The sequence below is a fragment of the Pseudoxanthomonas sp. SGT-18 genome, assembly GCF_003931645.1.
Taxonomy (GTDB): domain Bacteria; phylum Pseudomonadota; class Gammaproteobacteria; order Xanthomonadales; family Xanthomonadaceae; genus Pseudoxanthomonas.
The window spans coordinates 82,167-101,658 of record NZ_RRYJ01000007.1; the positions used below are offsets into that span (position 1 = coordinate 82,167).

15 protein-coding genes are annotated in these 19,492 nt (G+C 71.4%); 4 read left to right on the forward strand and 11 right to left on the reverse strand.

Annotated features, from left to right (window positions below; translation table 11 throughout):
- Positions 1–8: 8 nt before the first annotated feature.
- Positions 9–3,311, forward strand: coding sequence for an autotransporter serine protease (locus EIM47_RS10730; protein WP_240626214.1), 3,303 nt, complete (start codon positions 9–11; stop codon positions 3,309–3,311).
- 97 nt (positions 3,312–3,408) lie between these two features.
- Here EIM47_RS10730 and folE2 read toward each other — a convergent pair whose 3' ends face one another.
- From folE2 to efp, 6 genes are all read right to left on the reverse strand, one after another.
- Positions 3,409–4,353 carry a GTP cyclohydrolase FolE2 gene (gene folE2, locus EIM47_RS10735; RefSeq protein ID WP_125076885.1) on the reverse strand — a complete coding sequence of 315 codons (945 nt, stop codon included), beginning with the start codon at positions 4,351–4,353 and terminating at the stop codon, positions 3,409–3,411.
- Positions 4,354–4,522: 169 nt separating this feature from the next.
- Complete coding sequence (locus EIM47_RS10740) at positions 4,523–5,236, reverse strand: squalene/phytoene synthase family protein (protein WP_028915299.1); 714 nt, start codon at positions 5,234–5,236, stop codon at positions 4,523–4,525.
- A gap of 52 nt (positions 5,237–5,288) precedes the next feature.
- Entirely contained in the window at positions 5,289–5,978 is a 690-nt protein-coding gene (gph, locus tag EIM47_RS10745) for a phosphoglycolate phosphatase (RefSeq protein ID WP_125076886.1), read from the reverse strand.
- The gene (ubiG, locus tag EIM47_RS10750) at positions 5,975–6,697 is read right to left on the reverse strand and encodes a bifunctional 2-polyprenyl-6-hydroxyphenol methylase/3-demethylubiquinol 3-O-methyltransferase UbiG (RefSeq protein ID WP_019398383.1); all 723 of its coding nucleotides are present in this window, start codon (positions 6,695–6,697) and stop codon (positions 5,975–5,977) included. Before ubiG ends, gph begins: the two co-directional genes overlap by 4 nt.
- Positions 6,698–6,776: 79 nt before the next feature.
- A complete protein-coding gene (locus EIM47_RS10755) occupies positions 6,777–8,114 on the reverse strand; it encodes a TRZ/ATZ family hydrolase (RefSeq protein WP_125076887.1) in 1,338 nt (445 codons plus the stop codon).
- 456 nt (positions 8,115–8,570) lie between these two features.
- Complete coding sequence (gene efp / locus EIM47_RS10760) at positions 8,571–9,137, reverse strand: elongation factor P (RefSeq protein WP_026010472.1); 567 nt, start codon at positions 9,135–9,137, stop codon at positions 8,571–8,573.
- Between the two features lie 108 nt (positions 9,138–9,245).
- Between efp and epmB the strand changes: the two genes are divergently transcribed.
- Entirely contained in the window at positions 9,246–10,292 is a 1,047-nt protein-coding gene (gene epmB, locus EIM47_RS10765; protein WP_026010473.1) for an EF-P beta-lysylation protein EpmB, read from the forward strand.
- A gap of 13 nt (positions 10,293–10,305) precedes the next feature.
- Here epmB and queA read toward each other — a convergent pair whose 3' ends face one another.
- Both queA and EIM47_RS10775 read right to left on the reverse strand, forming a co-directional pair.
- Positions 10,306–11,337 carry a tRNA preQ1(34) S-adenosylmethionine ribosyltransferase-isomerase QueA gene (queA, locus tag EIM47_RS10770; RefSeq protein ID WP_019398387.1) on the reverse strand — a complete coding sequence of 344 codons (1,032 nt, stop codon included), beginning with the start codon at positions 11,335–11,337 and terminating at the stop codon, positions 10,306–10,308.
- A 59-nt stretch (positions 11,338–11,396) separates the two neighbouring features.
- Entirely contained in the window at positions 11,397–11,828 is a 432-nt protein-coding gene (locus EIM47_RS10775) for an Lrp/AsnC family transcriptional regulator (RefSeq protein ID WP_125076888.1), read from the reverse strand.
- A 197-nt stretch (positions 11,829–12,025) separates the two neighbouring features.
- Between EIM47_RS10775 and EIM47_RS10780 the strand changes: the two genes are divergently transcribed.
- Positions 12,026–13,522, forward strand: a complete 1,497-nt coding sequence (locus EIM47_RS10780) for an aminotransferase class III-fold pyridoxal phosphate-dependent enzyme (protein ID WP_125076889.1) — start codon at positions 12,026–12,028, stop codon at positions 13,520–13,522.
- A gap of 143 nt (positions 13,523–13,665) precedes the next feature.
- Here EIM47_RS10780 and EIM47_RS10785 read toward each other — a convergent pair whose 3' ends face one another.
- Genes EIM47_RS10785 through EIM47_RS10795 form a run of 3 tightly spaced genes read right to left on the reverse strand, consistent with a single transcriptional unit; the run spans position 13,666 to position 16,839 of the window.
- Positions 13,666–14,283 carry an inorganic diphosphatase gene (locus tag EIM47_RS10785; RefSeq protein ID WP_013534880.1) on the reverse strand — a complete coding sequence of 206 codons (618 nt, stop codon included), beginning with the start codon at positions 14,281–14,283 and terminating at the stop codon, positions 13,666–13,668.
- Positions 14,284–14,338: 55 nt separating this feature from the next.
- The gene (locus EIM47_RS10790) at positions 14,339–15,715 is read right to left on the reverse strand and encodes an FN3 domain-containing metallophosphoesterase family protein (RefSeq protein WP_125076890.1); all 1,377 of its coding nucleotides are present in this window, start codon (positions 15,713–15,715) and stop codon (positions 14,339–14,341) included.
- Complete coding sequence (locus tag EIM47_RS10795; protein WP_125076891.1) at positions 15,703–16,839, reverse strand: phytase; 1,137 nt, start codon at positions 16,837–16,839, stop codon at positions 15,703–15,705. Before EIM47_RS10795 ends, EIM47_RS10790 begins: the two co-directional genes overlap by 13 nt.
- Before the next feature lie 164 nt (positions 16,840–17,003).
- Here EIM47_RS10795 and EIM47_RS10800 point away from each other — a divergent pair, with 164 nt between their 5' ends.
- Positions 17,004–19,421: a TonB-dependent receptor gene (locus EIM47_RS10800; protein ID WP_125076892.1), complete on the forward strand. Its 2,418-nt coding sequence runs from the start codon at positions 17,004–17,006 to the stop codon at positions 19,419–19,421.
- Positions 19,422–19,492 lie beyond the last annotated feature (71 nt).

Consider the following 19,492-nt stretch of genomic DNA (forward strand, 5'->3'; position numbering starts at 1 on the left):
ACTCCGCCTTGGCGCTTGCCATCGCTGCCGGAATCTCCTCCCTGGCCGCACTGCCGGCCACTGCCGCCACCTTCGACAGCCTGGAGCAGCACGCGGCAAAGGCCGCGGTTGCCAATGCGTTCCGCATGACGCGGCCGCAGGTCGAACGTTCGGCCACTTTCGTGCTGCCGCAGGATGCTTTCAGCCGCACCTGGCAGGCGGTCACGCCCGGCAACCCGGGCGACCCCGCATCCTGGGCCGACGAGGAGTTCCAGGGCGACTGGGGCCTGGCCGCGATCAATGCCCAGCACGCATACGCGCGCGGTCTCAGCGGCGCCGGTATCCGGCTGGGCCTGCTGGACACTGGCGTCAGCTTCGCCGACCACACCGAATTCGCCGGCAAGGACCACCGCGGCCTGGAGATGGCCGACCTACTGGAGGATGGGACGCGCTGCAGCTCCACGACCGTGCTTGGCGGCCCTGACGCCTGCTTCTATTCCCGCGGCGACCAGAGCGCGATCATCGCCGAGTGGTGGGATCCGGAGCTGCAGGACTATTTCCCCAACCCGGCCAACGACTACCTCTGGGACAACACGTTCCTCTACTTCAATACCCACGGCATGCACGTGGCCGGCACCATCGCCGCCAACCGCGATGGCGATGGCATGCACGGCGTGGCCTTCGGCGCCGACCTGAGCGCGGCGCGCCTGTTCAACGACTCGCTGACCGTGGTCGACCTGGACTGCATCTTCCTCAACGACTGCCTGGAACTGGGCACCAGCGCCAGTGCCAGCGCGTTCGAGCACATGTACGACCAGGCGATCGCGCAGGGCGTGCGCGCGATGAACCACAGCTGGGGCTACACCTACTACGCCTACACCCCGGAAGTGGCGGAGGCCTACCACGACCTGCTGATGGCCGACCCGCGCATCGGCGCGATCCACCAGGCCATCGCCGACGCCTCGCTGCAGTCGGGCATGATCCAGGTGTTCTCCGCCGGCAACACCAACGTCATCATCCCGACCCCGGCCCAGAGCCCGGAGCCGACCCTGCCGGCCACCCTGCCTGCGATCATCCCGGAGATCGAGCAGTACTGGGTCAGCGTGGTGAACCTCAACGAGAACCTCACCCTCAGCAACCGCTCGATGAAGTGCGGCATCTCCGCACAATGGTGCATCGCGGCGCCCGGCACGAACATCCTCTCCACCGTGCTCGACGAACGGGGCAACGAGGATGGCGACTGGCTCGGCGACTGGGAGTTCGACGAGGCCGGCAACCTGCACCTGGTCACCGGCGACCGCACCGGCGACCCGGCCTATGAACTGAACTCCGGCACCTCGATGGCCGCCCCGCACGTCACCGGCGCGCTGGGCCTGCTGTTCGAGCGCTTCCCCTACCTGACCGGCGCCCAGGTGCGCGACGTCATGCTGACCACCGCCACCGACCTGGGCGAGGAAGGCGTCGACGAGATCTACGGCTGGGGCCTGCTGAACCTGGAGAAGGCGATCGAGGGCTACGGCCTGCTGCGCGTCGACACCAACGTGGTCATGGACGTGGCCGCCGGCGGCAACAAGGTCTGGCAGGGCGGCGCCTGGGACGACTGGACCAACGACATCGGTGGCCCGGGCCGCCTGACCAAGTCCGGCGCCGGCTGGCTGCGCCTGTCCGGCGACAACAGCTTCGCAGGCGCGACCGTCACCTCCGGCATCCTCGAGTTCGACGGCGACAACAGCCTCACCGGCGACGTCCGCGTCGAAGGCGGCACCCTGGTGGTCAACGGCAGCTTCACCGGCAGCCCGCTGGACGTGCTGGGCGGCGTGGCCGTGATCAACGGCAGCTTCGGCGGCGCCCCGACCTTCGTCGGCGCCAACGGCACCATCGGTGGCAGCGGCGTCCTCGGCGACACCCGCGTGGAAGGCACCATCGCCCCGGGCAACTCGATCGGCACCCTGACCATCGACGGCAACTACGTGCAGGAAGCCAACGCACGTTTCATCGCCGAACTGCTGCCGCCGGACCAGGCCGACCTGCTGCGCGTCACCGGCACCGCCACCCTCAACGGCGGCACCCTGGTGGCCAGCAACCTGTCGGGCAACGACTACGTGCTGGGCCAGACCTACCAGATCCTGTCGGCCGAGGGCGGCATCACCGGCGGCTTCGCCGGCATCGATGGCTCGGCGATCTCGCCGTTCCTGTCGCTGTCGCTGCTGCAGGCCGCCAACACGGTCAGCATCGACGTGGCTCGCGGTGCGTCCCTGGCCAGCGCCGGCACCACCGCCAACCAGCGCGCCGCCGCCGCAGCCGTGGATGTCCTGGCGGACAGCAACACCCTGGTCCTGACCGCCACCCAGCTGTCGCTGGCCGAAGCCCCGGCCGCGTTCGACAGCCTGAGCGGCGAAGTCCACGCCAGCGCCCGCCAGGTCCTGCTGGAAGGCAGCCGCCTGGTCCGCGACGCTGCACTGGATCGTGCCACCGGCGGCGGCGCGTTCGGCCGCCAGGCCGAGGGTGCGACCGGCGCCTGGGTCCAGGTCCAGCACCAGGGCGGTGACTTCGGTGGTGACGGCAACGCCGCCGAGGTCCGCTACAACAGCGACGCGGTCCTGGTCGGTGTCGACCACGTGTTCGGCGGCTGGCGCGTTGGCGTCTTCGGCGGCGCCGGCGACAGCGACTTCAACGTGGGCGAGCGTGGTTCCCGCGGCGAGTCCAGCAACCGCCACGCCGGCATCTACGTCGGCAACGCGTGGGGTGCGCTCGGCCTGACCGCCGGCTACAGCCAGAGCTGGAACCGGATGGAGATCGACCGCAAGGCCGGCTACCGCGGCTTCAGCGACGCGCTGTCCAGCCGTTACGACGCCGACACCAGCCAGCTGTTCGCCGACCTGGGCTACCGCTTCGATGCCGGTTCCATCGGCATCGAGCCGTACCTGCAGTACGCCCGCGTCGAAGTCAGCACCGACGGCTTCAGCGAGAGCGGCGGCGCCGCGGCGCTGGCGGGCCGGGGTGGCGACGCCACCGTGGACATGACCACGGTGGGCCTGCGCTTCGGCGCCGACCTGTCGGCGGAGAACCAGGAGCAGAGCTGGCTGAGCCTGCGCGGCAACCTGGGCTACCGCCATGCCGACGACCAGGTCCAGCGTGCGCAGCTCGCGTTCGCCGGCGGCCAGTCGTTCGAGGTGTCCAGCCCGGCCATCCGCGACAACGCCCTGCTCGCCGAGTTCGGCGTGGCCGCGCGTACCTCGGCCAACAGCCTGCTGGAGCTGGGCGTGAGCCACCTGGAGTCGGACGACGCGGTCGACACCGGCGTCAACGCCCGGTTCACCATCAACTTCTGACCGCCGTGGAACGGAAAAGGGCGCGGCCTCGGCCGCGCCCTTTTTCATGCCCGCCATCCTGGCGCGACTGCGCCGGCAGGGACGTACAACCGCTGGATCAGGCGGCCGGGCCGCTGCCGCTCACGCTGGCCACCGCGTCGTGCGGGTGCAGGCTCTCGAAGTGCGACACCGTGGCTTCGTAGCGCTCGATCCGCGGGTCGGCGGACAGCACCGAGGCCACGCGCCGGGCGGCGTCCTCGCAGAACATCAGGTTGGCGGCGTTGAGTTCGGCGAAGGCCTGCTCGTCCTCGCGCTTGACCGCGGTCTGCACCGGGGTGCCCAGCGAGGCCTCCAGGGCGTCGATCAGGGCCACCAGCGGCAGTTCGTCGAACTGCGGGCGCAGCTCCACGCGGACCCTGGCCTCGCTGCGCTGCGCATGCGGGGTGGCCGCCATGCCGCGCTCGGACGACAGCCACTGCGCGATCTCCTCCACCCGCAGCGCCTCGGCATCGCCGAAGTCGGCACGCAGGCGCGCGGCATTGGCCTGGCGCGACAGCGCCGCCGAGCACGGGCAGGTGCTGGAGTACTCCAGGGAGAATCCGAGCACCAGCTTCAGGTGACCATCCTCCAGCAGCGCCTCGATCTCCACCGGGTAGCGCTTCCAGCCGGCGTTGTCGCTGCGCAGGGCGCGGCGCAGCAGCAGCGCATCGTAGCGCAGGCGCAGGCGCGCGCGGGTGGCCAGGCCGGCCTGGGACTCGACGCTGTCCTGCAGGATGTGGCGCAGGCCGGCCGGGGTGACCTCGTGCCGGGCCAGCTCCTGCTGCAGGCGCAGGTACAGCCGCGACATGTGGATGCCGCGCTCGCCGGCGCGGTGCAGGTTCACCGACAGGTCGGCCTGGGCCGCGACCTGGACATGGCCGCCGGCGCCGTCGGGCACGCGCACCGGGATGGCGATGCCTTCCATGCCAACCCAGTCCAGCGGACGGGCCAGCGCGGCCGGCTGGTAGGCGACGTCCGGCAGCAGGTCGCCGGCGCGGGAGAGAGCGGGAGCGGGAAGGGACATGGGAGGGCTGGGGAAGTTCGGGGAAGCATCCGGCCTGGCCGCGGCGGCAGCCGTCGAATGGCCGTGGAAGCGGGAAGGACCGGACTGTCGTTGCCGTGCATTGTAACGGCTGGGGCCGGCCGGCCCGGCCGCGGCGGCGGGACGGAGTGTGCCGGCCGGTACCGCCGGTTCAGCCGCGTGCGGCGCGCCAGGAATCCCAGAGGATGCGCAGCGGATGCGCCTGGGCGCGGCGCCCGGCTGCCTGCGGCCGCAGCCGGCCGCGGGCCAGCACCGCCCAGATCCGGCGCGGCGCGGCACCGGCCACCCGTGCCGGCCAGTCCTGCAGCAGGGCCGCGGCCCATTGCCGCTGGGCGCGCTCGGCCTCCGCCGTGCCCTCCCCGCCCAGCAGGCTCAGCGGCACCGCCGCCTGCCCGACCTCGGCCAGGCGCGAGGCCAGCACCTGCGCCGCCAGCTGCTGCGGACGCGCGGCCGGCCCGCCCAGCACCACCGCCTCCACTTCCGCCACCGCCGCGGCATAGCCCTGCAGCGCGGCCAGCGCGGCCTGCGGATCGGCGGCGCGGGCACGGGCGGCGACCAGGTCCGGCAGCGCCGCGGCCAGCCGCTCCCAGGGTGCCGGCAGCGGCTCCAGCATCCGCCCGAGCGGATGCCGCGAGCGGTGCCCGGCCCAGTCGGCCAGCTCGGTGGCCCACCAGCCCAGCTTGGCGTCGGCCGGCAGCGGGTCGCCGGCGATGTTGAGGATGTCGTCGAATTCCTGCAGCAGGGCGAACCAGGCCAGCACGCGCCCGCGCTCGGCCTGCGGCACGAACACCTCGGCCACGGCCCACTCCGGCCAGCGCTGCCGCCATTTGTCCAGGAAACTGTCGAGGGCCGAGGGTGTGCTCATGGAAACTCCGGCGGGCATGCCCGCGGGCCGGCGCCGGGCGCCGGCGGTGGGGTCAGCGGCGCGGCCAGGCGGCCGGCGCGACCAGTTCGTGCGGCAGTTCCGCCACGCGGTCGGCCCGCCAGGTGAGCGGGTCCTCGCCGTCCAGGCGGTAGCCCCACAGCACCGCGATCGAGGGCATGCCGGCGCCCTTGGCCGCCAGCACGTCGCGTTCATCGTCGCCGACGTAGACGCAGTCGGCCGGGTCCGCGCCCAGCGTGCGCGCGGCCTCCAGCAGCGGCAGCGGGTGCGGCTTGCGCTCGGCGTAGGTGTCGCCGCCGACCAGCACCGCGCAGCGCTCCTGCCAGCCCAGCCCGGCGACCACGTCGCGGGCCAGGTACTCGGCCTTGTTGGTGACGATGCCCCAGCGCGAACCGGCGGCTTCCAGCGCGGCCAGCATCTGCTCGATGCCGTCGAACAGGCGGCTGTGGCGGCCCAGCTCCTCGCGGTAGACCGCCAGGAACTCGGCCACCAGCGCATCGCGCGCCTCGCCCTCTGCATCCGGGAACAGCACCGAGACCATGGCCCGCGCCCCCTTGGACACGTGCTTGCGCAGCATCTCCGCATCCACCGGTCCCTGCCCGCGCGCTACCAGCATGCGGTTGGCGGTGGCGACCATGTCCGGGGCGCTGTCCAGCAGGGTGCCGTCCAGGTCGAACAGCGCCACCGGCGGGAACCCGCCGCCCTGCCCCACCGCAGCCGTCACGGCTTCACCGCGCAGGCCAGGTAGTTGACCGAGGTCTGCCGCGACAGCCGCGCGCGTTGGCGCAGCGGGTCGTAGAACAGGCCGCTGACGTCCTCCAGCTGCAGGCCGGCATCGCGCAGCCAGGCCGCCAGTTCGGAGGGCTTGATGAAGTCGGCATAGCGGTGGGTGCCCTTGGGCAGCAGCCGCGCCACGTACTCGGCGCCGACGATGGCCAGCGCGAACGCGGCCGGGGTGCGGTTGAGCGTGGACAGGAACAGGCGGCCACCGGGCCGCAGCAGCCTGGCGCAGGCGGCGATGATGGCACCCGGGTCCGGCACGTGCTCGAGCATCTCCATGCAGGTCACCGCGTCGAAGCTGCCCGGGCGTTCCCCGGCCAGCGCCTCCACCGACTGCACCAGGTATTCGACCTGCACGCCCGATTCCAGCGAGTGCAGGCGCGCGACCTTGACCAGCTCCGGGGCCAGGTCGGCGGCGGTCACGCGCGCGCCGGCGCGGGCCAGGGCTTCGCTGAGGATGCCGCCGCCGCAGCCCACGTCCAGCACCGTGCTGCCGGCCAGCGGCACGCGGCTGGCGACGTAGTCCAGGCGCACCGGGTTGAGCACGTGCAGGGCCCGCTGCGGGCCGTCAGGGTCCCACCAGCGGTTGGCCAGCGCGGCGAACTTGTCCAGTTCGGCCTGGTGGTAGTTGGCGCTGGTGGCGGCTTCGGCGTGGGTCGTCATCGTCATTCCTCCGCGAGGCGGCCATTGTAGGCCAGCCGGCCGCGACGGCCGCGCGAGGCGCGGCCGCGGTTTGCAGGATTCAGCGGCCGAGCGCGGCGATGCGCTGGCGCCACTGGCGGGCGTTGGCGATCAGGGCCGCGGTGTCGATGTCCACCAGCTCGCGCGCGTCCAGCTTGCGGCGGCCGGCGATCCACACGTCGCTCACCTGCTGGCGGCCGACCGCGTAGACCAGCTGCGACAGCACGTGGTGCAGCGGCTGGGCCTCCAGCGCCGACAGGTCCACGCACACCAGGTCGGCCTCCTTGCCCGGTTCGATCGAGCCGATGCGCTCGCCGAAACCCAGCGCGCGGGCGCCGCCGAGGGTGGCGGCGCGCAGCGTGGTGGCTGCGTCCAGGGCGGTGGCGTCGTTGGCCACGGCCTTGGCCAGCAGGGCCGCGGTGCGCAGCTCGCCGAACATGTCCAGGTCGTTGTTGCTGGCGCAGCCGTCGGTGCCGATCGCCAGGTTCACGCCTGCGCGCTGCAGGGCGCAGGCCGGGCAGAAGCCGGAGGCCAGCTTGAGGTTGGACTCGGGGCAGTGGGCCACGTGCACGCCGCGCTCGGCGCACAGGTGGATCTCGGCCTCGGTCAGCTGGGTCATGTGCACCGCGATCAGGCGGTCGTTGACCAGGCCCAGGCGGTCCAGCCGCGCCAGCGGGCGCTGGCCGTATTCCTTCAGCGAGTCGGCGATTTCCTGCGCGGTCTCGTGGGTGTGCAGGTGGACCTGGGTGTCGAGCTGGTCGGACAGCATCCGCACCCGCTCGAAGTTGGCGTCGCTGACGGTGTACGGCGCGTGCGGGGCGAACGCGGTGGCGATCAGCGGATCGTCGCGCCACTGGTCGTGGACCTCGCCGGCCTTGTCGAAGTACTCGTCGTCGCTGCGCGCCCAGGCGGTGGGGAAATTGATCACCGGCAGGCCGACCAGGGCGCGGAAGCCGTGCTTCCTGTAGACCGCGGCCTGCACGTCCGGGAAGAAGTAGTTCTCGTTGGCGCAGGTGGTGCCGCCGCGCAGCATCTCGGCGATGGCCAGGGCCATGCCGTCGGCGACGAAGTCCGGCCCGATCACCGCGGCCTCCACCGGCCAGATGTGCTGCTGCAGCCAGGTCATCAGCGGCAGGTCGTCGGCGACGCCGCGCAGCAGGGTCATCGGGTTGTGGGTGTGGGCGTTGACCAGGCCCGGGATCAGCGCCGCGTCCGGGCGCTGCACCACCTCGGCCGCGGCGAAGCACGCGCGCGCCTCGGCGGTCGGCAGCACGGCCACGATCCTGCCGCCGGATACGGCGACGGCGTGGTCTTCCAGGACCACGCCGTGCGGTTCGACCGGGACGACCCAGCCGGCTTCGATGAGAAGGTCGCAGGCCTGGGGGGAAATATCGGTCATGCGCTCCTGCTCACTCATTCCTGTTGCGGGTGGACATCATCCCAGCGCGGGCGGGATGCGTCACTACGTCGCTTCACGCTGGCGAAGGGCCCCACGGCAGCCGGACGGCTGTGAGACCCGGGCCCATTGGCTTTCAAAGGACTGGCGCCCGTCGGGCAGCTGCGCAGCCGATCCGCAAGCCACCGTCGGTGCCTGATTGCGCGCCTGGTGCCAGCCAGGACCACTGGCTCCGGCTTGCGCCGGGACGACGGGAACCTGGGGTTCCCGCGTCGCAGGGCCCCGGGAAGGCACGGGAATCCCGCTGCCTAAGCCATCCGCCTGCGGCGGCGCCGTTCGCGGGGAAGACGATCCGGGGCCCGCGTCGCGGGCGCCTGGCGAGAGGCGCCGGATGCGGCCTTCGCCGGGATGACGATCCGGCAAGCCCGCGGCCGCCGGCGGCGGCCACGGGCCGGATCGTCACTTCACGCGGGAGACGTACTCGCCGGAGCGGGTGTCAACCTTGATCACCTCGTCCTGGCCGACGAACAGCGGCACGCGGACCACGGCGCCGGTCTCCAGGGTGGCCGGCTTGCCGCCGCCGCCGGAGGTATCGCCGCGCACGCCCGGGTCGGTCTCGACGATCTTCAGTTCGACGAAGTTCGGCGGGGTCACCTGGATCGGGGTGCCGTTCCACAGGGTCACCACGCACTGCTCCTCGCCCTTGAGCCACTTGGCGGCATCGCCCACGCCGTTCTTGTCGGCCTGGACCTGCTCGAAGGTCTCCGGCTGCATGAAGTGCCAGTACTCGCCGTCGTTGTACAGGTACTGCATGTCGGTATCGACGACGTCCGCGGCCTCGACCGAATCGGTCGACTTCATGGTGATTTCCTGCACGCGGCCGGTGCGGATCTGGCGGTACTTCACGCGGGTGAAGGCCTGGCCCTTGCCCGGCTTGACGTACTCGGTGTCGGTGATGATCGCGGGTTCGTTGTTGACCAGGATCTTCATCCCGTTCTTGACGTCGTTCATGCCGTAAGAGGCCATGGGAACTCCTTGGGTATGGCGAGGCCGCCACCTGGCGGCCGGCAGTTGGAAGCGGCGGTTAGAATGTAGGCGCCCGCCGTCGCCGGCGGGCCGTCCTCCAGACCGCACATGATACCCGCAGCCCCCACGCCCATGCAGCCGGACCCCGCGCCGGCGCCTGCCCCCGCCGCCGTTCCCGCCACCCCACGCTGGCAGCGCCTGTGGCGCGAGGCGGTGCGCGACCCGCGCGAGCTGCTGGCGATGCTCGGACTGGACGCGGTCGCGGCCGGGATTTCCGACGCCGCCGCGGCGCAGTTCGCCATGCGCGTGCCGCGCGGGTTCGCTGCCCGCATGCGCCCCGGTGACCTGCACGACCCGCTGCTGCGCCAGGTCCTGCCGGTGGTGGACGAGGAGCGGATCGTGCCCGGCTTCGCCCTGGACGCGGTCGGCGACGGCGCGGCCAAGAAGGCCGACGGCGTGATCCAGAAATACCGCGGCCGCGCCCTGCTGGTGGCCACCGGCAGCTGCGCGGTCAACTGCCGCTACTGCTTCCGCCGCCATTTCCCCTACGCCGACGAGACCGCCGCGCGCGACGGCTGGGCCGGCGCGGTGGCGGCGATCGCGGCCGATCCGGGCATCGACGAGGTGATCCTGTCCGGCGGCGACCCGCTGTCGCTGGCCACGCCCAAGCTGGCCGAACTGAGCGCGCAGCTGGCGGCAATCCCGCACATCCGCCGCCTGCGCATCCACAGCCGCCTGCCGGTGGTGCTGCCGGAGCGCGTCGACGAGGCCTTCGTGGAGTGGATGTCGGCCCTGCCCTGGCCGGTGGCGTTCGTGGTCCACGCCAACCACGCCAACGAGTTCGACGCCTCGGTGGACCAGGCCCTGGCGCGCCTGCGCCGCGCCGGCGCCCAGCTGCTCAACCAGGCGGTGCTGCTGCGCGGGGTGAACGATTCGGTCGACGCCCTGGCCGAGCTGTGCGAGCGCGGCTACGCCGCCGGGGTGCTGCCGTACTACCTGCACCAGCTGGACCGGATCCAGGGCGCGGCCCACTTCGAGGTCGACGACGAGCGCGCCCGCGCGCTGCACCGGCAGCTGGCGGCGCGCCTGTCCGGCTACCTGGTGCCGAAACTGGTGCGCGAGGTCCAGGGCGACCCGGGCAAGCGCCCGCTGTGACCCCGGCGCCACCTCAGTCCTTCAGGCCCCACAGCAGCATCGCGTCGCCGTAGGAGAAGAAGCGGTAGCGCCGTTCCACCGCGTGGCGGTAGGCGGCGAAGATCCGCTCCTTGCCGGCGAAGGCCGAGACCAGCATCAGCAGGGTGCTCTCCGGCAGGTGGAAGTTGGTCACCAGCGCGTCCACGCTGCGCACCTTGTAGCCTGGGAAGATGAAGATCCGGGTCTCGCCCGCGAACGGCTGCAGCTGTCCATCGCGCATGGCACTTTCCAGCGCGCGCACCACGGTCGTGCCCACCGCGATCACCCGGCCGCCGGCGGCGCGGGTGCGGCGCACCTGGGCCACCAGCTCGGCGCCGACGTTCAGCCACTCGCTGTGCATGGTGTGCTCGCGCACGTCCTCCACCCGCACCGGCTGGAAGGTGCCGGCGCCCACGTGCAGGGTGACGTGGCCGAACTCCACCCCGCGCTCGCGCAGGCGCTGCAGCAGGGCGTGGTCGAAGTGCAGGCCGGCGGTGGGCGCGGCCACCGCGCCGACCTCGCGCGCGAACACGGTCTGGTAGCGCTCGGCGTCGGCCGCGTCCGGCTCGCGCTGGATGTACGGCGGCAGCGGCAGGCGCCCGACCCGGGCCAGCCACTGCTCCAGCGGCTCGCCGACCTCGAAGCGCACGACGAAGAACGCGTCCTCGCGCCCCAGCACCTCGGCCTGGCCGCCGCCGTCCAGCACGATCCGCGAACCCGGCTTGGGCGACTTGCTGGCGCGCATCTGCACCCGCGCCTGCGCGTCCGGCAGCAGGCGCTCGATCAGGATCTCGACTCGGCCGCCGCTTTCCTTCTGTCCGAACAGGCGCGCCGGGATCACCCGGGTGTCGTTGAACACCAGCAGGTCGCCGGGCTGTAGCAGGTCCGGCAGGTCGCGCACGTGCAGGTCGGCGAAGTCGCCCTCGCCGGGCGGCACCACCAGCATCCGGCTGGCCGAGCGCTCGGCCAGGGGCGCCTGCGCGATCAGTTCCTCGGGCAGGTCGTAGTGGAAATCGGACTTCTTCAAGGCAGTGCCGGCGCTTGGGGGGCCGGTATTGTACGGCCGCGCGCCCGCCCGGCCGGCCTTCAGCGCTCGAACTTGGTCGACAGGATGATCGAGGACGAGGTGCGCTCCACGCCTTCCAGCGCGCCTATGCGGTCGGTCAGCTCGTCCATCGCGCCCACGTCGGCGGCCACGCCCAGCGCCACCAGGTCGTGGGCGCCGCTGACCGAATGCAGCGCGCGCACCTCGGGCATGTCGGCCAGGGCCTTGACCACCGCCGGCATGCGCTTGGGCGAGACGGTGATGAGGATGTGGGCGCGGATGCGGTCGCGCTCGTAGCCGTCGTCCAGCCGCACCGAATAGCCGCGGATGACCCCCTGCTTCTCCAGCCGCTCGATCCGGCTCTGCACCGTGGTCCGCGACAGCCCCAGCCGGCGCGCCAGCTCGGCGGTGGACTGGCGTGCGTTCTCGCGCAGCAGGGACAGCAGGCGCTCGTCGGCGACAGATAGTTTCATGTCGACAGCATTTTTCGTCGGATCGACGAAATCCTACCGCTTATTCGCCTGATCAGCGCTGCCAAGTGACGATACGGCCCCCTTAAGATGGGGGTGAACGCGCCCCGCGCATCCTGCCGGGCGACCACCGCCCCGCCGGGGCCGGCTCCAGCGACAGCCTGTCGCCCTGCCGTCCCGGCCCGAACCGGAGGCCTGCCATGTCCGTTCTCGCCCCCCTTGCCCCGCTGCGCGCCCACGCTGGCACCCGCCTGACCACCGGCCTGGATGACGCCGCGCTGGAGCGCCTCGCCGCCGGGCACCCGGACCTGGTCGCGGCCATCGCCGCCGCCGGCGCCGAATACACCCGCCAGCGCGAGGACCTCGCCGACCTGTTGGACCTGGACGAGGAAGCCCAGATCGCCGCGCTGCAGGAAGGCTTCGTCAACTTCTACGCCGACGACTGCGTGACCCCGTACGTCGCCCTGGCCGCGCGCGGCCCGTGGGTGGTGACCCTCAAGGGCGCGGTGCTGTACGACGCCGGTGGCTACGGCATGCTCGGCTTCGGCCACGCGCCGCCGGAGGTGCTGGAGGCGATGGGCCGGCCGCAGGTCATGGCCAACATCATGACCCCGAGCCCTTCGCAGCGCCGCTTCGTCCAGGCGCTGCGCGCCGAGATCGGGCACAGCCGCGGCGGCTGCCCGTTCGAGCGCTTCATGTGCCTCAACTCCGGCTCCGAGGCCGTGGGCCTGGCCTGCCGCATCGTCGACATCAACGCCAAGCTGCAGACCGATCCGGGCGCGCGCCACGCCGGCGCCACCATCAAGCGCCTGGTGGTCAAGGGCAGCTTCCACGGCCGCACCGACCGCCCGGCGCTGTATTCGGACTCCACCCGCCGCACCTACCGCCAGCACCTGGCCAGCTACCGCAACGAGGATTCGGTGCTGGTGGTGCCGCCGTACGACATCGCCGCCCTGCGCAAGGCCTTCGCCGACGCCCAGGCCAACGGCTGGTTCATCGAGGCGGTGTTCCTGGAGCCGGTGATGGGCGAAGGCGACCCGGGCCGCGCGGTGCCGGTGGAGTTCTACAACGCCGCGCGCGAACTGACCCGCGCCCACGGCAGCCTGCTGCTGGTGGACTCGATCCAGGCCGGCCTGCGCGTGCACGGCGTGCTGTCCATCGTCGACTACCCCGGCTTCGAGGGCATCGATCCGCCGGACATGGAGACCTACTCCAAGGCGCTCAACGCCGCCCAGTTCCCGCTGTCGGTGCTGGCGGTGACCGCCGATACCGCCGCGCTGTACCGCAAGGGCGTGTACGGCAACACCATGACCACCAATCCGCGCGCGCTGGACGTGGCCTGCGCCACCCTGGGCCTGCTCACCCCGCAGGTGCGCCGGAACATCCGCGAGCGCGGCGCCCAGGCCGTGCAGAAGCTGGAGGCGCTGAAGGCCGAGCTGGGCGGGCTGATCACCAAGGTCCAGGGCACCGGCCTGCTGTTCTCCTGCGAGCTGTCGCCAGAGTTCAAGTGCTATGGCGCCGGTTCCACCGAGGAATGGCTGCGCATGCACGGGGTCAACGTGATCCACGGCGGCGAGAACTCGCTGCGCTTCACCCCGCACTTCGCGATGGACGAGGACGAGCTGGACCTGCTGGTGTCCATGGTCGGCCGCGCCCTGCGCGAAGGGCCGCGTCGGGAGCAGGTGGCGGCCGCCTGAGGGCGCGAGTCGCTTGAAGGGCTAAAACGAGGCTCAAGCGCTGACTTCGGGAAGGGGCCGCCGTGCCTTGGGCATGCGGCGCGCCCCTCGGGACGGCGGACTCCCTCCGAAGTCATGCAACCGGAAGCCCTGCCGTTGCCGCCTCACTCCCCTCGGTACCGCTCCAGCGCCCGGCCGATCAGCGCCCTGGCCTCGGCCGCATCGCCCCAGCCCGACAGCTGCACCGGGTTGCTGCCTTCCGGCAGGTCTTTGTAGATCCGGAAGAACGCCTCGATCCTTTGCCGCTCGATCTCCGGCAGGTCGGCCAGGTCGCGGATCCGCGCATAGGTCGGATCCACCTTGTCGACCGGCACGCCGACGATCTTCTCGTCGTGCTCGCCCTTGTCGAGCATGCGCAGCACTCCGATCGGGCGGAAGCGGAGCAGCACGCCCGGATGCAGGGGCTCGCGGGTCAGCACCAGCGCGTCCAGCGGATCGCCGTCGCCGGCCAGGGTCCGCGGCATCGAGCCGTAGTTGGCCGGGTAGACCACCGGCATCGACTGGAAACGGTCGACGAACAGCAGGCCCTCCTCATTGATCTCGTACTTGGTGAAGCTCCCGGCCGGGATCTCCACCGCCAGCAACACCTCCTCCGGTGCCTGCCTGGGCTGGGACGCCTGCAACGGATGACGGACGGGCGCCTGCTCCTGCCCGGCGAGAGCCGGCCAGGACAGGCAGGAAAGCAGCGCCACCGCGGCGACGCGACGGATCAGCACGTGCATGGGTTCGGCTCCTGGGGAAACGGGTGGATTCGACCGGCGGCGAAGCGGCGGCGCATCACTCCCAGCACCGGTCGGCACGCCCCTTGAGGGTCCGCGCGCGGGCGCAGGCGCGCTCGCCGATGCGGCCGTCGGCCTGCTCGACCAGCCGGGTCGCCCCGCCCTCGCGCACCAGTTCGAAGGCGTCGTACAGGCGGCCGGTCGCGGTGCGCGATTCGTAGCGCAGGCGTGCGCCGTCGAGCCGGATCACCTGGAACAGCTGGGTGTCCTCGGCCACCGGCGCCATCGTCGCGCGCGCCTCGGGCGAGAGCCGGTACTGCTTGGCGCCGGCCACCGAGACCAGGTACTGCGGCGTCGCCTGGCCGGCCCGCAGCCCGCCGCGACGGCCGTAGACGTGGTCGTGGCCCTGCAGCACCAGGTCGACCCGGCGCCGCTCCAGCACCGGCAGCACGTGTTCGCGCAGCAAGGCGTTGTCGCGGTCCTGGCGCGGCGAGAACATCGGCTGGTGGACCATGACGATGCTCCAGCGTCGCGGGCTGTCGGCCAGCACCGCGTCCAGCCAGCGCGCCTGGTCCCGGGCCGTGCCCAGGTCGAGGGCGGAGGTGCCGTCGAGCACCGCCACCCGCACGTCCTGGTAGTCGAACCAGTAGCTGGTGCCGCGCGCACCCGGCGCGCCGTTGCCGGGCAGGGCGAACACGACCGGCCAGTGCGCGCCGAGCACGCGACGTTCCTGCGGCGTGTCCTCGAACTCCTCGAAGTACTCGTGGTTGCCCGGCGCCGGAGCGACCACCATCGAAGTCGGCAGCGCGCCGAGGGAGGCGAACCATTCGCCCCATTCGTTGTCGTCCTCGCCGTCGCCGCCGTTGACCAGGTCGCCGGCGAACAGCGCCAGGCGCGCGTCGGGGGCGTGGCGCATGGCCTCGCGCAGCACTCGCGTGCCCAGGCTCAGGTTCTTGTTCTGTGTGTCGCCGAAGTACAACAGGGTCAGCGGCGCATCCGCGGCCGCGGCGGTGCGGGTGTGGAACCAGGCGCTCCAGCTGCGGTCGCCCTGCACCCGCCAGGCATACAGGGTGTCGGGCTGCAGCCCGCCAACCTCGGCCCGGTGCTGGTGCGCAAGCCCGTTCTCGGTCCGCAAGGGGGTGCTGCTCGCCAGCAGCCGGCGCGGGCTGCCCATGTCGGGCGAATCGCCGGCGACCACGATCTCCAGCGCGGGCGAGCGTACCGAGGCGTCGGTGCGCCAGGCCACCGCGAAGCCGGTAGCCGCCTGCTGCAGGGGCGAGGCGACGATCCGGTCCGGCGCGCCGGTCGGTGCGTGCCAGGCGGCGCCTTTCGGGACCTGGGTGTTCGGCTCGGGCGCGGCGTCGCGGGCCTGCAGCGATGCGCAGGCGGCGGCCAGCAGCAGCCCGGCGGCAATGCAGCGGATCAGCGGGCGCATGCCGGCAGCTTCAGCGCGGCGGCGATGTCGCGCCAGTCGAACGCGGCCACCCCCAGGTCCAGGTGCGAGGCGTACAGCACGCCCTGCGGGAAGCGCGCATCGCCGCGCTCGTCCAGCCAGATGCCATCGGTCAGGCCGGTGACCTCGCCCGCGAATGAGCCCGCGTGCGCCAGGCTGCGGCGGTCGAACAGGTGGAACACGGTGCGGTCGGCGAACTGGTCGCTGCCCACCCACCAGCCGCTGCCATCCGCACAGCGCAGCAGGGCGATACCCTCGGCCTGGGCCCGGTACTGGCTGGCGCCCACGTCGCGGCCGCGGTAGCGGCCCTGCAGGTCGTACTCGCGCAGGCGGGTGCCGGTGGGCACGTCCTCCTCGGCCACCAGCAGGCGGTCGTGGGCTTCGTCGCCGAACAGCGACTCCGGCACCCGGATCGCGCCGGCGGCGCTGGTGTCGCCGAAGGTCCCGGCGGCGCGCGCGCTCCAGCCGTCCGCGGCCTGGACCACCTCGTAGCGGCGGAAGCGCCGGTCCAGCTGGTCCAGCGGCGGCACGATGTCGTCGCCCTGCGCGTCCTCGCCGGCCATGTAGGCGTCGCTGACCAGTACCTCGTAGCCCTGGCCGCGGTGGCGCACCCATAGGCCGTAGGGCTGCTGCAGCCCGTCCTGGCCGAAGCTCAGCAGGGGCGCGAAGTCCGGCAGGGAGAACATCTGCACCCGCCGGTTGTCGCGCTCGACCACGAACAGGTAGCGGTCGTCGATCGTGGCCACGCCGTTGGGCCTGCGCAGCTGGCCCGGGCCCGTGCCCGGACCACCGACGGTACGCAGGCGCCGGCCGTTGTCGCCGTCGTAGACCACCAGCCGGTCGGTGGCCTTGGCGCTGGCGACCAGCATCCGCTTGCCGTCCTGGATCCAGCTGGCCGGCGAATCGATGTTGTCCTCCGGCGTGGGCGGGGTCAGGAAGGCTTCCTTCACCACCACATGCGGTACCTGGTGGTCGCGCAGCAGGACGTCGTCGGCATCGTACTGGTCGGGTTCGCGGTCCGGCACGGCGGCGGTCGGCGTAGTCGAGCAGGCGGCCAGCGGCAGCATGGCAGCCAGCCAAAGGCAGGAAGACAGGCGCAACTTCATGGTTTCCCCAGCATGGTTCCAAGACAGGTGCCGCATCGTATGAAACGATTGTGACAATCCTGAGAACCGACACGCCGCTGTCATCGCCCGCCCACGTGTCACACCGGTGCCATATCCGGCGGTGAAAGTTCCGTTCATTTACCACCCCACGGAACTTCCTTTCGATGAAACGCAACACGCTCGCCATCTGCCTTTCGCGCGCCCTCGCCTGCGCGGTCCTGCTGCCCCCATGCGCCGCGCTCGCCGCCCCGGCACCGGCACCGGCACCGGCACCGGCACCGGGGCCGGCCGCCGCCGCCGCGGGCGAGCCCAAGCAGTTGGACGCGGTCGTGGTCCAGGGCGAGATCGCCTACCGCAACCGCGCCCCCGACATCGAACCGACCCTGGTCTACGACCTGGAATACTTCCAGCGCTTCGAGCCCAACACCGTCGGCGACATGCTCAAGCGGGTGCCCGGCGTGGGCTTCGTCGGCAGCGACATCATGGAGTACGACGGCGCCCAGCTGCGCGGCCTGGGCGGCGGCTACACCCAGGTGCTGATCAACGGCAAGAAGGTGCCCGGCGCCGGCGACGACCGCTCCTTCTACGTCGACCGCATCCCGGCGGAGATGGTCGACCACATCGAGATCAAGCGCAGCGCCAGCGCCAACCGCAGCGGCGACGCGATGGCCGGCGCGATCAACATCGTCCTGCGCGACGCCTACGTGTTCGACGGCAGCTACGTGCGGATCGGCGCCAACCGCTGGGACGACGGCGAGGTGAACCCGACCTTCGGTGCGGTGACCTCGTTCGAGGCGCTCGGCGGGCGGCTGCTGGCCGGGGTCAACGTCCAGGACCGCTACCGCTCCAAGTTCAAGCGCTCCGACCGCTTCACCGACGACACGATGGAGGAGAAGGTCAGCTGGGAGGACCAGACCGAGGTCAAGGACGGCCGCGACTACTCGGCCAACCTGAGCTACACCGCCGAGGTCGGCGAGACCGGCCGCTTCGGCGTCGACGCCTTCTACGTCAAGACCGACCGCGACGTGACCGAGGTGTCGTTCGAGGAGGAAGTGGACGACGACGAGGTCGAGAACAAGCGGGTGCCGGGCCTGAATCCCTACGACCAGAAGAACTACGGCATCGGCCTGGACTACCGCTTCGACATGGCTGGCGGCACCACCCGGCTGAGCCTGGACCACGCCCGTTTCGAGGATTACGAAGGCACCACCGAGGGCGAGCACGTCTACGTCGGCGATGCGGCCGGCTGGGACGAGACCTGGAGCATCGACGGCGCCGAGTGGGACGAGACCGTCTACGAGGCCGAGGCCATCGACGCCAAGGACAGCGAGACCGGCTTCACCCTGGCGCATACCCGTCCGCTCGGCCGGGCCGAGCTGCAGTTCGGCATCGACGTGCGCAACAAGAAGCGCGAAAGCCTGGTCACCAGCTACGAATGGGAGGCCGACGAGGAAGGCCAGGCCGCGCCGGCCTTCCCGGCCGACTACGCCCTGGACGGCAGCGTGGCCTCGGTGATCGAGGAGAAGCGCGTGGACCCGTACGTCATGCTCAGCGGCCGCGGCGAGGTCTTCGCCTGGGAAGCCGGCCTGCGCTACGAGACCACCCGGGGCCAGGTGAAGTACATCGAAGACGGGGAAAGCGAGGGCCGCATCGACAAGAGCTACGACCAGTTGCTGCCCTCGGTGAACCTGCGCTGGGACGTGACCGATGCCGACCGCATCAGCCTGTCGCTGGCCAAGACGGTCAAGCGCCCGAACTTCAACGAGCTGATCCCGGGCCTGCTGGACGGCGAGTTCGGCGACAACGACTACATCGGCAACCCGGAACTGGAGCCGGAGACCGCCAATGGCATCGACCTGGGCTTCGAGCACCGCCTGGGCCGGCGCGGCGTGGTGGGCCTGAACTTCTTCTACCGCGACGTCAAGGACCTGATCGAGCTGGTCAACACCGGCGCGCCCAGCGAGGCGGCGGTCGAGGACTACGAGGACGACATCGCCGACATGGTCGACGACGGCGACTACGCCAGCGAGGCCGAAGCCATCGCCGCCAACCCGTTCGAGGCCGAGAGCTGGTTGTTCACCTCGGCCAATGTCGGCGACGGCAAGGTCTACGGCTTCGAGTTCGACCTCTCCACCCCGCTGTCCGCGTTCGGCATGGACGACACCGGCGTGTTCCTGAACTACTCATGGGTCGACTCCCGGGTCGATGACTTCATGGGCCGGCGGCGCTTCAACGACCAGGCCAAGAGCACCTTCAACATCGGTTTCATCCAGGACCTGCCGGCCCTGGCCGCCAGCTTCGGCCTGACCTACCGCAGGCAGGGCGACGCCTACGCCCGGTTCCTCGGCGAGGAAGCCATCATCCGGTACGGCGGGGAACTGGACGCCTTCGTCGAGAAGCGCTTCGGCCGGAACTTCTCGGTGCGGCTGTCGGCCAACAACCTGCTCGACGCGAGCAAGGACGAGTTCTTCGACAAGTTCAACACCCTCGAGGACCAGCTCGACCGCGACTACGACGAGTACGAGCTCGAGACCGAGGAAGCCGGGCCCAGCTACCAGCTGGTGATGCGCATGGCGTTCTGAGCCGCGCACCGGGTGGAGCCGGCGCAGCGCCGGCTTCGCCTTTCCGCATCGACGCGTTTGCTGCAGACTTT